Origin of the sequence: Veillonella dispar, assembly GCF_900637515.1 — a bacterium.
In the GTDB taxonomy this organism is placed as follows: domain Bacteria; phylum Bacillota; class Negativicutes; order Veillonellales; family Veillonellaceae; genus Veillonella; species Veillonella dispar.
Window position 1 is genome coordinate 1,870,582 of sequence record NZ_LR134375.1, and the last position, 13,955, is coordinate 1,884,536.

The following is a 13,955-nucleotide window of genomic DNA, read 5'->3' on the forward strand; positions in this document are numbered from 1 at the left end:
AGGATATTCAGTTAGATTAGAAATTATTTTGCATATTTTTCTTTGAATGCAGCTAATTGAGCTTCTTCCAAGGATAAGCCTTGTTCTTTATAGCGTTCAATAGCAGCGTGCATTTCTTCATATGCTACAGGTACAACTTTTGTAAATCTGTTTACAAAGTTATTCCAGTTTTCAAGGATGTGACGGCCTTTAGCGGAATTAGTATGCAATACGTGTTGTTCTACTAATTCTTTAATGCGTTTAAGGTCATCATTATTAGCAGGACGTAATTCTACTAGACCTGTGTTTACATAACGTTCATCGCAATCGAGGATGTACGCATAGCCACCGGACATACCTGCTGCGAAGTTACGACCAATTTTGCCAAGTACAAGCACTTCGCCACCAGTCATGTATTCACAACCATGGTCGCCTACACCTTCTACAACAGCTGTGATACCACTGTTACGAACGGCGAAACGTTCACCAGCTACACCATTGATGTAGGATGTACCAGATGTAGCACCATAGAAGGCAACATTACCGATAAGGATGTTTTCATCAGCTTCAAAGATGGATTTCTTAGGTGGATATACAGTGATAGTACCACCGGATAAGCCTTTACCGAGGTAATCATTCGCATCCCCTTCAAGTTCTAATGTCATACCTTTAGGAATGAAAGCACCGAAGGATTGACCAGCAGAACCTTCAAAGTTCAATTTGATTGTGTTATCTGGCAAGCCGCTTTCACCATAACGACGTGTTACCTCAGAACCAACCAAAGTACCTACTACACGGTTAATATTATTGATAGCCAATTTAGCGCGGATAGGTTTTTGATCTTCGATAGCAGGACGACACATACGCAAGAGTTTGGACATATCCAATGTGCGTTCCAATTCGTGATCTTGGTCAACCATATGCATATGACCTACAGATGCATCGATGTATGGGTGGAACAATACGCGTTTAAGGTCAACGCGAGACAATTTGAAGTTATCGTCTTGAGATTTTTGACGAACAAGATCGATACGGCCTACCAGCTCAGCTACGGAACGAATGCCTAAACGAGCCATGATTTCACGCAATTCACGAGCGATGAAGATCATCAAGTTTTCTACATACTCAGGTTTACCTGTGAAACGAGCACGCAATTTTTCGTCTTGTGTAGCAACGCCGTAAGGGCATGTGTTGAGGTTACATACACGAGCCATTTTACAGCCTACAGCAACGAGTGGTAATGTACCGAAGCCGAATAACTCAGCGCCAAGCATAGCCGCAACAGCTACATCGAAACCAGTCATCAACTTGGAGTCTACTTCCAATTTAACACGGTCACGCAATCTGTTGAGCATCAATGTTTGATGAGTTTCGGACAAACCTAATTCCCAAGGCACACCAGCATGTTTTACAGATGTACGACCTGCCGCACCTGTACCACCATCGTAACCAGAGATTAAGATATTATCTGCTTTTGCTTTTGCTACACCAGCCGCGATAGTACCAACGCCTGCTTCAGATGTTAATTTAACGGAAATACGAGCATCTTTGTTAATGCATTTCAAATCGTAAATCAACTCTGCCAAGTCTTCGATGGAGTAAATATCGTGATGTGGTGGTGGAGATACGAGTTCTACGCCAGGAGTGGAGTGACGAGCTTTCCCGATTTCAGGGTATACTTTTTTACCTGGTAATTGACCACCTTCACCTGGTTTAGCACCTTGTGCACATTTGATTTGCAATTCTTTTGCATGAATGAGGTAGTTTGCAGTTACACCGAAACGACCAGATGCAATTTGTTTTACTTCAGAGTTCATGCTGTCGCCATTTGGCAATGGTTTAAAACGAGCTACGTCTTCGCCGCCTTCACCAGAGTTAGATGTAGAGCCAAGACGGTTCATAGCGATAGCAATCGTTTCATGAGCCTCTTTACTGATAGCACCATAACTCATAGCGCCCGCTTTAAAGCGTTTTACGATGGATTCTTCAGGCTCAACCTCTTCGATAGGAATACCGCCGCCCACTGGGTAGTTTAATTCCATCAAGGAACGCAATGTTACATGGTAATCGTTGCGAATCGCTTTAGAGTATTCTTTATATTTTGCGTAATCACCGTTGATAAGGGATTCTTGTAAAAGATCAATTGTTTTAGGATTGAACAAATGCTCTTCCCCATCTTTTACAGGGCCATACCAACCACCTGGTTCAAGCACAGATTCATCGGATTTGAAAGCACGGTCATAACGAGCCAATGCTTCATTGGCAACGCCTACAAGACCAATACCGCCAATACGTGTTGGTGTATTTACGAAGAACTTATTAATAAAGTTGGTATTCAAGCCCAAAGCTTCGAAGATTTGGGCACCATGGTAGGAACGAACTGTGGAGATGCCCATTTTGGACATAACCTTCATAATGCCGCCTACAGCTGCTTTAATGTAGTTCTTTTCTGCTTGTTCAGGTGTAATATCACCAAGGCGTTTACGAGCTTGTAAATCGCGTACAGTTTCAAGGGCCAAGTAAGGATTGATAGCTGTTACACCATAACCGATCAATGTACAGAAATGATGTACTTCGCGAGGCTCACCAGATTCGAGGATAAGACCAATTTCTGTGCGCAATACTTTTCTAATTAAGTGATTATGAACAGCTGCTACAGCTAACAACGCTGGAATTGGTGCATGATTTTCATCGACTCCACGGTCGGATAAAATCAATACATTTTGCTCTGTACGTGCTGCTTCTTCTGCTTTTTCGCACAATTCATTCAACGCATCACGCAAGCCATCCGCACCCTTAGTTGGGTCGAAGAGGATTGGCAATGTAACAGATTTCATGCGACGGCAATCAAGAGCCTTAATGGACGCCAATTCTTGATTTGTAAGAATTGGTGTACGCATGGACAACGCATAGGTACCAGCTTTATTAGGATCTGTTAAGTTACCAGAGTTACCAAGCATAACGCGTGTAGATGTAACCATTTCCTCACGAATGGAGTCGATTGGAGGATTTGTTACTTGCGCGAACATTTGCTTGAAGTAGCTGTATAACAATTGTGGTTTATCAGACAAGATAGCAAGTGGAGCATCGGCACCCATTGCACCTACAGGGTCTTTACCATCTTTCGCCATAGGTACGATCATACGTACAAGATCTTCTTGAGTATAACCAAAGGCTTGTTGCTTTTGGAACAAATCTTCTACTTTTGGAATATCGCTTTCATCAGCTTGCGTAATTTCAGACAAGTGGATTACGTGCTCTTTTACCCATTCATCATATGGCAATTCAGTAGCAACGCGTTGTTTGATTTCTTCGTCGGAAATAATACGTTGTTCCTCTGTATCGATGAGAAGCATTTTGCCTGGCTCCAAACGACCTTTAGCGCGAATATTTTCAGCATTTTCGTTTACTACACCCACTTCGGACGCCATGATAACGCGATCATCAGTTGTTACATAGTAACGAGCAGGACGTAAACCATTACGGTCAAGTACGCCACCGATAACAGTACCATCAGTAAAGCCCATAGCGGCAGGACCATCCCATGGTTCCATCATGAAGCTATTGAACTCATAGAAGTCATGTTTTTCTTGGCTCATGAGATTATTGCGTTCCCAAGGTTCAGGAATCATCATCATAATCGCATGAGGCAAGGAACGACCTGTCATGTGCAAGAATTCCAAAGTATTGTCGAACATAGCGGAGTCAGAACCGCTATCATCTACTACAGGGAATACCTTTTTAATATCTGGGAATAATGGAGATTCCGCTTTGCCTTCACGAGCATTGATCCAGTTTACGTTACCACGGATTGTGTTGATTTCACCATTATGCACTAAGAAACGGTTAGGATGCGCCCGAGCCCAGCTTGGGAATGTATTCGTACTGAAACGAGAGTGAACCATAGCCAATGCAGATGTAAAGTCAAGGTCACTCAAATCAAGGTAGAAGTCACGCAATTGACCAGGTGTTAACATACCTTTATATACGATTGTTTTAGAGGACAAGGATGCAATATAGAAATCACTAGATAATTCCTTGCTCAATGGAACAATGCGTTTTTCTGCTAATTTACGAATAATATATAATTTACGTTCAAATTCTTTATTATTAGTTACGTCTGGGCCTTTACCGATGAGGATTTGAATCATCCAAGGGCGAATGGCAGCTGCTTCTTTACCAACTTTTGTACCATCAACTGGCACTTCGCGCCAACCGAGAACAACTTGGCCTTCTTCGCGTACAACCTCTTCGAAAATGCGTTTTTGCTCGTTACGGAGGCTTTCATATTTATGGGCAAATATCATACCTACGCCGTACTCACCAGCTGCAGGCAAGTTGATACCAAGCACTTCGCATTCGCGTTTGAAAAACTCATGAGGAATTTGTACCAAAATACCGGCACCATCCCCTGTGTCCTTATCGGCACCAGCACCACCACGGTGTTCAAGGCGCTCTAAAATACGCAAACCATCATCGATAATATCGTGGGATTTTTTACCTTTAATATTAACGACAAAGCCCATGCCGCACGCATCCTTTTCAAATTGGCTGCTGTACATACCATTAGCTTCTAGTCTAGCTTGATCTAGACATTGTTGCTCGATTGTGCTCTGATTCCTATCCATAACGTGCACTCCTTCATATCACTTGATCAATCCAAGCTCTGCGGCATCGTTCCGTTCGGTCTTGGTGAAAGTATAACTATAAACTACTTCTAAAGAATCCATTCTGTAGTGATATTATCGGCTGTAACCGTCCATATCCTCATCTAAATTTTAAATTCTATAGAATTTTTGTCTATACATAGTATACTCCTGTCCACTGTGAATTGAAAATATAAAAAAAACATAGTCCATGACTTTAAGTCATAGACTATGCATTTTTATCACTATTGTTTTTTGTATACACGAATACACAATCATCAATTGAGCTTTTTTTGTTTTACGTGGCACGCTCTGTGACCACATCTAGCAATTGAGCTTTCTTTATTTTACGTGGCATGCTCTATGACCACATCTTCATTTAGATTATAGTTGATGATACTTATAAAAGCAATTACTATTTTTCACGACCAAAATCATCCCCTACTTCACAGGTTACCGTCATAGCCTCGTCCTTACCATAGGGTACAAAGGTGAGTTCTGACGCATGTAAGCATTGACGTGTATAAGGTTTATTGCGTGTCCCATACATGGCATCTCCCACAATAGGATGACCAATGTGTTCCATGTGCACGCGGATTTGATGTGTTCTACCGGTTAATAATTTGAACTTCAATAGCGTATGTTCGCCTTCGTGACCAAGAACGGTATATTCCGTTTGAGCCGGTTGACCAAATTCATCGATGACACGGCGATTATCAAATACTGGATCTACACCGATAGGTGCATCGACAACACCATCTGAGTTAATGCGACCTTCTACAAGACCAGTATAGATGCGATCGATACGACCAGCTTGTAATTCATCAGTGTAATATTGCTGAGCTTCCTTTGTTTTACCAAAGAGAATACAACCAGATGTGTCTCGGTCAAGACGATGTACAGGGCGTACCTTGTGAACTACACCTTTTTTCGCATAATACCCAGCCACATAGTTACTCAATGTACCAGATTTAGTTTGTCCCGCTGGATGAACAAGCATGAATGGAGCTTTATCAACCACCAAAGTATGAGCATCTTCGTAGAGAACTGTAATTGGACCTTTTTCTACATCGACGCCATAGTCCTTATCCTGTGGTAATTCCAAAGTTAATACATCACCCTTTTTGAGGGAACGCTGGGAATGGGCTACACGGCTATTTACTTTCACCCGTTTCTTGCGGAACATCATTTGAATATCTCGAGAAGATAATGAAAAGCGTTCTTTTACATATTTAGAGACCGTCAATTCTGTCGGTTCTTTCACCGTATACGTTTTCCAGCTCATATTACCACCATTCGTTAATATATGTTTTTTGTTCAGGATAGAGAATATCGAAGAATTCTAGCCATTCCTCATTAGCTGAAAGTTTACCTTCAAAAGCAAGATCACGAGCGGTTAATGTGCCCATTAAGAGTTGGCTCAAAGCACCGACTTCAACAGTAATATCTACGTCCCCATCTAATGTGTCAGACACCTTTTTAACAGATGGTGTCAATGCACCGCCATATTGGACTTCATAGCACCCTTCATTCCACTCACAAAGGCTATCTTTCACACCAAAGGTCATTGTAATAGGCATCATCAAAGCCTCTGGGTTTACAGGAATGGATTCGAAGGCAGCTTTCACATCCACAATACGGCTCATCATGTACGGCATTGTGGAATGTCCGCTTTTACCATCTGGATAGAAGCGATAGTATGTATCGTGAAGGCCCTCATTCCAACGAATAGTAGTGCCTTGAGAACGGTGGTTATAGAAGTAGTTCAACAATGCTCGTTGTGCACGACGTGTAGTATAAACTAATTCGGATACAGGAATTTCAGGTTGACCTAAGCGATATACCGCATAGCCTTCGATAACACCTTCATCATTGCGCACTACAGCGATATTCACGCCTTCTGCAAAGAAGCTGCCGAGCAAGCGTTTCCATTCCTTTTCACCGCGTTCAGCATAGCCAGAAAGACGAGCTGTATATGCTTTATATACAGGATCAAGCAATGTCCATTGGTCAACGCTATTAAGTAAACCAAAGCTCAAGGATTTATCAGTCATAGGGCGCAAGTCCTCAAGAGACATAGCGTTCACCCATTGATGTGCATAGAGTTCCCAACCATATTGTTGGTAGAATGCAGCCTTGGAAGGCATTAAAATCGTCAATGCTTGACCGCGGTTGCGAAGTTCTTCAAGAGAAGACTTTAGCAAGGCACCACCTACGCCACCACGGCGAGCTGCTGGATGTGTTGCTACGCCAACCATGTAACTTGTAGGCAATACAGCACCACGAACATTGATATTATATTGACGCAAATGAACGGTACTCAACAATTGACCTTGTTCGAGACCAACCATTGTGTTTTCTGGTTCATAGCAATTGGTAAAGTAATATTGGAAGAATGGGTCTTCCTTTGGTTCAAAGCAGTACGACCATAGATTTTCTACATGTGGCGTATCTTGAGCCGTTGCAATTCTAAATTCCATAAGTATATCCTCGTTATAGTAATAAACCACTTTCTATCTGTTACATCGCATCGCATCGCATCGCATCGCATCGCATCGCATCGCATCGCATCGCCATGATGATACAAAATATACAGTCAAATAGATAGGCTAACACTTCTATTATAACAAAAAGAGCTATGAAGCACATCGGCTTCATAGCTCAGATTTTTATTTACCGCCTGTCGCATTGTCTGCTTCGTTAGCATATACTGCGTCGTATTTTTCAGCAAAGTGATCTGGATTGTAAGATTCTTTTGCTTGGCGAAGACCAGGCAAGCCCATATCTTCTTCACGGTTAATGAATTCTACATCGCTAAATTCATGACGAATGAATTCATTATTGATAGCTTGGTACAAACCACGGATATCTGGATTTGCTTTTTCAATGTGAATCAACGCCATTTTATCATTCAACAATTCACCGATACTGAAGGCTTCAACGCGGCCAAACAATTTGATGGCGCCACCTTTAAGGCCTAACGCCTCCCAATTATCGAATAACAAGTTGATAGCTACCAATTCATCTTCGATACCTTCTTCATGATGAGTTTCTACCCAAGATGCTGCTGTTTCGCGGCACAATGGAATGATATCTTCAGTGATTGGCATATATTCATAGTTAGAATATTGCATACGGAATTGATTCAAATGGTTTTTCTTTTGACGGAATTTCTTACCAGACAAGTTGATAAGATCTTCAGACTTATAAATGTATTCGTAGTTGTCGCGGTCAGGTGTAAATTCATAACGACCAGGACATAACTCTTCCATACGCTCTTTTACAACTTTGCTAACACCTTTGAAAAGGAATGGCAAATTATTTTCTACGAACCATTCTTTAGCGCGTAACAAACCATCAAGGAACTTTGCATCTTTACCGGCAAACGGAGGTAATAGGAATGGTTCACGTTTACCGCCACCTTGGATGTACAATACACCGTTTTCCTCAGCCCAACGAATACCATACGCCTCTTGCCACATAAATAATGTAGTAAAGCAATTATCAGATGCTTCGTAATGATGTTGTTCAAAATATTTATCGATTAATGGTTTGTCTCTTAGTTCAAAACGTTTAAATTCTAAAATAATAATCCCTCCTATCAAATTCCTCGGTCGAGGTGTTTACCATTGGTACCTATAACCACATGGTTCTTCATTATAATTTAACAGATTCACCTAATTCAAAGTTTCCGTCGGTTGTAATTACCTTATCTCCTTCGTTTAGGCCTGAAATAATTGCTACATCATCGTCTTCTGTCATACCGACCTCAACGACACGTACGTCAACTGTATTATTTTCGGTCAATACATATACGTATTTGCCGTCTTGGTTTTCGCGAACCGCTTTGCTTGGTACAGTGAGCATCTTCGCTTTTATATCTGACTCGATGATGAGCGTATAGAACTCGCCAGCCTTGATAAGGCCTTTGTCATTGTTGAAAGTAGCTTTCACAAGAACACTTGGTACATTTTCTGGCTGTGTTACATCTACATAGGTCAATTCGCCAGGTAATTCTTGGTCGCCTACCTTGAGGAGTACCTTAATCCCCTTTTTAGCGTCAGGTGTGCCTAACTTCATCGCCGCATCACGAGGAATGCTAAGGGATGCTACCATCGGTGTAGATTGTTGAATCATCATGAATGGACGATCTGCAATCGCCATTTGACGGTCTTCATTGTAAATAGCTGTTACCGTACCAGCTATAGGCGCTACAATTGTAGATGCTGCCATTTGTGCAGATACTTGAGCGATTTGAGCCTCAATAGCCGCCGTATTAGCACCACCGCCGCCACCGCCAGTTGTTACTGTCGTAGTTTGTGGCTGAGACCGCTCTACAATGCGATCATATTCTTTTTGAGTAATCATGCCCGCTTCGCGCATCTTCTGAGCTTGTGCCAATTGAGCACTATCTACAGACGCTGCTGTCGTAGTTGTCACAGACGTCGCATAGGACTGAGCTGAGGCTTGCGCTAACTGACCTTGTAAGGATGCTAGCTGTTGCTGTAAAGCCGATGTATCTACAGTGGCCAAGACTTGACCTTGTTGTACTTGGTCGCCTACTTTCACAGCATATGCGACCTGCCCCGTCAACGTCGGCGTTACCGTCGCCTTATTGAGAGCTGTTACATTGGCGTCATTATGGATCTGCAGTGGCATATCCTTGTATGTTACATCAGCAACGGATACCGTTTTCGTACCGCAACCAGCGATGGCCAAGGCCATCATCACAACACCAAGCATAGCAACTACAGAATAAATTCGTTTTAATTTCATTCTGTCACTTCCTGTCATATTGATTTTTATCAATACCTTAGTATATCATAAAATCAATTAGAATTGTATGAAAGCTAATTCCTTTAATTAATGGATATAACGGAGGTTCTCATGGAAGAACGGATGGATTTTAGAATTTTAAATAACGGTAGCTTTATTCCCTCTATCGGTTATGGTACCTACAAAACAGGTAGCGAAGGAGAAACAGAACAAGCCGTAACTAATGCATTAAACGTAGGTTATCGATTACTCGATACAGCTGCCTACTACGGCAACGAAGAGGCCGTTGGCAGAGGTATCAAAGCATCTGGCGTTAAACGTACTGACATCGTTATTACCACAAAAATTTGGCATACCGACGCAGGCTACGATAATACGATGCGTGCTGTTGAAAGCTCCTTGAAAAAATTAGACACTAATTATATCGATATTATGCTCGTACATCAACCCCTTGGCGACTATTACGGTTCTTGGCGCGCCATGGAAGAGTTATACGACCAAAACGTATTGCGCGGGTTAGGCCTATCTAACTTTTACGAAGATCGCTTAATCGACTTGCTATATCACTGCAATGTGAAACCTGTGGTGAACCAAATTGAATGTCATCCATTCAACCAACGCCAATCTCTTATTCAATTGATGAGAAAGCATCAAGTAGTGGGCATGGCTTGGTCTCCATTCACCCGTGACCGCCAACCTATTTTTGACCATCCTATCATCAAAAGCTTGGCTGAAAAATACGGCGTGTCTAAACATCAAATCATCTTGCGTTGGCACATTCAACGTGGCATCATTCCATTGCCAAAGGCAAATAATGTAAGTCACATGGAAGCCAACTTCGATGTATTCGATTTCAAACTTACAAACATCGACATGGACGTTATGGAACTATTAGATCAACAAGACTTCTTGGAAGATCACCATACAGCGCCAGGTCTAGAAAGACTATTACAACTAAGATAAAAAGAAAACCACTTATATCTCCCTTCTTTTAGGAATAGATATAAGTGGTTTATTTTATTGTAATTTATTTAGGCACATTAAAGACAGCTTGTATAAGGATCATGTACACTACAGTGCCCGCCCCAATGGATATAAGCATATTTCGCTTCCATAGATGTAAGCCTACGGTAACAACCAATGCAATCAATTCAGGTATGCCATATGGATACGATAGGACGACAGTTTCTTTAAAAGTATATACAACGAGCATCCCCATCACAGAGGCAGGTAGCGCTTTACCAAGATAGAGCACAAAGTCTGGTGCCTTTTTACCAGGTGGGAATATAAGAAACGCCCCAAAACGAGTCAATAATGTACCTGCTACTACGATAGCAACGGTCATAACCATTTCTATACTAGTCAAGGCGCACACCTCCCCACTTATACGCAATATAAGACGCAACGAGCATACAACTCATAGAGGTAAGCATAAAGAGGGACTTACCTACTACTAATAGCATAATAAGTGCTACTATAGCACCCGCTACACCAAAGGCTTTAATCCTATTATTCTTAGCATTCAATAACATTTCAAGGAATATCACAATAAATAGGCCCGGTAATACGAAATCAATGCCCCGTAAATCTACAGCAGCCAATAAATTCCCGAATAAGCCCCCCACAAGAGTACTAAATACCCAGAATACGTAGTTAAGCCAAGATACATGGAAATAGAACCACTTTTCATCTACATCTTCTGGAAGCTTAGTTGAGGCATTGATAGCAAAGCTTTCATCGCACATCCAAGCTACGGTAGGAAACCATTTCCAGCCCATATTAACATAGCGCTGTAACATAGGCAGCCCATAGAAGAAATGACGCCCATTGACAAACATAGTCAAAACAAAGGCATTTAACGGATCAAAGCCTGCCATGAGCATACCAATAGTGACGAATTCCATGGAGCCTGCGAAAATAGTGGCTGCTAAAACAGGTGCCGTCCACCACGGAAAGCCTTGGCTCGTCGCATACAGGCCAAACCCTAATCCTATGAAAAAGAAGCTAATACCCATAGGAATCATAATAGGAAGCGCAAAGGAAAAGGCACTTCGACGCTTTATTTCACTCAAAGGATTTTCTCCTTTCCAAATCATATATCTTATATATGTAAACAATAGTCAAAACTAATCTTAGCCCTCTTTCAGACGCTAAAAACTAATTTGAACAATAATAAAAGACACCATATGGTGTCTTTTATGTAAGCTATTATATACATTGTATATAATCAGTGTCAATTTTGATGGATTTAACCAAATGTATTATAAAGCGCGCGTTAAAATTTCACGAGCTACTTCTGGTGTTACATCGCCTTTTTCACCAAGTTGTGTCATACCATGGGCTTCTAATTGTTTCACAATTTTATCAACTGCTTCTTCGCCTAGACCATAGTCTTTCAAATGGGTAGATACACCAAGGGACTCGAAGAATTCACGGGTTTTAGCGATAGCCTTATCTGCTTTTTCTTGATTTGTACCTTCTGTAATATGCCATACACGTGTAGCATATTGTGCCAATTTTTCAAGCTTGTCTGCTTTTTTCACTTCTAACAATGCAGGCAATACAATAGCTAATGTAATCCCATGGTCAAGATGGTACGTCGCAGTCAACTCATGACCGATAAGATGTGTTGCCCAGTCTTGTGGCACACCTGCACCAATCAAGCCGTTTAATGCCAAGGCAGAAGCCCACACATGGTTAGCACGAATATCGTAGTTTTCTGGATTCTCTACCGTTTCTTTGCCGATTTCAATCATAGTTTTCAAAATACCTTCACTGAAACGATCTTGAATACGGCCTTCTACAGGATATGTTAAATATTGCTCTGTAGTATGTACGAAAGTATCGATAACACCATTCTTAACTTGTTTTTCAGGCAATGTGAAAGTCAATGTTGGATCGAGCATGGAGAACTTAGGGAATATTAAGTTACTGAACACAGGATATTTACCATCACCATAAGTAATAACGGCACCATTGTTCATTTCGGAACCCGTAGCAGGAAGTGTCATAACTGTACCAAATGGCAAGGGATTTGGTACCATCTCTACTGGAACCGCTGGCACACTAGCTTTCATAACCTCAATAACAGGTCCATCATAGGTAGCGCCCATAACGATAAGTTTTGTAGCGTCTACTACAGAACCGCCGCCTACAGCGAGAACGAAATCTACACCATGTTCTTTAATGAAAGCTACTGCACGTTCACACGTTTCAAGGGATGGGTTTGGCTCAATACCGCCGAATTGCTCTACCTTACGGTTACCAAGTGCCTTTACAATGCGATCAATAAGACCACTACGCACTGCAGATCCGCCGCCGTAAGTAATGAGTACCTTTGCCTCCTTTGGCACCAATACATCTAATTCATCTAAACGATCTTTACCAAATACGATATAGGTTGGATTATAAAAATCAAAGTTAAACATGGGGACCTCCTAAGTATTATATTTGTATTCCACCATTTTAATTGTATAAAACTTTTCTTTATTATACCATATTTCGATTTTTTTAGATATATCTAGATGACGCTACTTTCAATTACTTAATAACTCTACTTTACAATCATCCTGAAAGCCATAGTTTTAATCTATAGCCAACCCCTATATTTTTATCTATATACAAAACCCCATTTACATGATAGGATATATCCATTATATGTATATAGAAAGGGATGTTCACATGAAATTAAAAAAATTTATTGCCCCTCTTCTCGTTGGCGTTTTAGCATTCGCCATCGCAGGCTGTGGCACAAATACAAATCAATCTAGTCAGGCACCAAAGGAAATTAAAATCGGTGCTACTGCTGGTCCTCATGCTCAAGTTGCTGAAGCCGTTGCAAAAGAGGCTAAAAAACAAGGTATCGACCTTAAAGTTGTAGAGTTCTCCGATTATGTAACACCAGATAAAGCCCTCGCTGATGGCGACATTCAATTGAATGCGTACCAACACGTGCCATTTATGGAAAACTTTAACAAACAAAATGGTTCCAACTTAGTAGCAATCGGTAAAACCCTTTTAGTGCGTATGGGATTATATAGTAATAGTGTACATAGCGTACAAGATGTACCTGAAGGCGCTACGGTTTCTATTCCAAATGACCCTACTAATGGTGGTCGTGCATTAGTATTATTAGCTAAAGCTGGATTAATTACGTTAAAAGATGGTGTCGGCTTCAAAGCAACTGTTGCAGATATCACATCTAACCCGAAAAATATAAAGATTCAAGAATTAGAAGCAGCTCAATTACCTCGTAGTCTAGATGATGTAACAATTGCAGTTATTCCAATGAATTATGTACAAAGTGCTGGCCTTAGTGTAGAAAAACAAGGCTTCTTCTTCGAATCAAAAGATGAACCATTAACAGTTATCGTACTTGCTGTACGTAATGAAGACAAAGACAACGAAACTTACAAAAAAATTGCAGACATCTACAAATCTGATGCTATTAAACAATACATCGACGAAACATTCAAAGGCACTATTACAACTGCCAACTAATATAATTTATATCATCACTATATAGCTAAAAAGAGATACTTCAATGATTACAAT

10 protein-coding genes are annotated in these 13,955 nt (G+C 41.1%); 2 read left to right on the forward strand and 8 right to left on the reverse strand.

Annotated elements, in window-relative coordinates; all coding sequences use genetic code 11:
• Positions 1-23: 23 nt before the first annotated feature.
• From gltB to EL171_RS08870, 5 genes are all read right to left on the reverse strand, one after another.
• Positions 24-4,607, reverse strand: a complete 4,584-nt coding sequence (gene gltB / locus EL171_RS08850) for a glutamate synthase large subunit (protein WP_005385217.1) — start codon at positions 4,605-4,607, stop codon at positions 24-26.
• A gap of 433 nt (positions 4,608-5,040) precedes the next feature.
• Positions 5,041-5,910, reverse strand: a complete 870-nt coding sequence (locus EL171_RS08855) for an RluA family pseudouridine synthase (protein WP_005385215.1) — start codon at positions 5,908-5,910, stop codon at positions 5,041-5,043.
• Between the two features lies 1 nt (position 5,911).
• The gene (locus tag EL171_RS08860; protein ID WP_005385213.1) at positions 5,912-7,105 is read right to left on the reverse strand and encodes a GNAT family N-acetyltransferase; all 1,194 of its coding nucleotides are present in this window, start codon (positions 7,103-7,105) and stop codon (positions 5,912-5,914) included.
• 189 nt (positions 7,106-7,294) lie between these two features.
• On the reverse strand, positions 7,295-8,230 hold the full coding sequence (locus tag EL171_RS08865; protein WP_005385212.1) for a DUF2156 domain-containing protein: 936 nt from the start codon (positions 8,228-8,230) through the stop codon (positions 7,295-7,297).
• 52 nt (positions 8,231-8,282) lie between these two features.
• A complete protein-coding gene (locus EL171_RS08870; RefSeq protein WP_005385210.1) occupies positions 8,283-9,419 on the reverse strand; it encodes an efflux RND transporter periplasmic adaptor subunit in 1,137 nt (378 codons plus the stop codon).
• 93 nt (positions 9,420-9,512) lie between these two features.
• Between EL171_RS08870 and EL171_RS08875 the strand changes: the two genes are divergently transcribed.
• Positions 9,513-10,364 carry an aldo/keto reductase gene (locus EL171_RS08875; RefSeq protein ID WP_039968898.1) on the forward strand — a complete coding sequence of 284 codons (852 nt, stop codon included), beginning with the start codon at positions 9,513-9,515 and terminating at the stop codon, positions 10,362-10,364.
• Between the two features lie 64 nt (positions 10,365-10,428).
• Here EL171_RS08875 and EL171_RS08880 read toward each other — a convergent pair whose 3' ends face one another.
• The 3 genes from EL171_RS08880 to EL171_RS08890 form a co-directional block, all read right to left on the reverse strand.
• Positions 10,429-10,767 (reverse strand): branched-chain amino acid transporter permease, encoded by a 339-nt coding sequence (locus tag EL171_RS08880; RefSeq protein WP_039968896.1) that lies wholly within the window; start codon positions 10,765-10,767, stop codon positions 10,429-10,431.
• Complete coding sequence (locus EL171_RS08885; protein WP_039969303.1) at positions 10,760-11,425, reverse strand: AzlC family ABC transporter permease; 666 nt, start codon at positions 11,423-11,425, stop codon at positions 10,760-10,762. Before EL171_RS08885 ends, EL171_RS08880 begins: the two co-directional genes overlap by 8 nt.
• Before the next feature lie 237 nt (positions 11,426-11,662).
• A complete protein-coding gene (locus tag EL171_RS08890) occupies positions 11,663-12,829 on the reverse strand; it encodes an iron-containing alcohol dehydrogenase (RefSeq protein WP_005385203.1) in 1,167 nt (388 codons plus the stop codon).
• Positions 12,830-13,082: 253 nt separating this feature from the next.
• Between EL171_RS08890 and EL171_RS08895 the strand changes: the two genes are divergently transcribed.
• Positions 13,083-13,901 carry a MetQ/NlpA family ABC transporter substrate-binding protein gene (locus EL171_RS08895; RefSeq protein WP_039968893.1) on the forward strand — a complete coding sequence of 273 codons (819 nt, stop codon included), beginning with the start codon at positions 13,083-13,085 and terminating at the stop codon, positions 13,899-13,901.
• Positions 13,902-13,955: the final 54 nt, after the last annotated feature.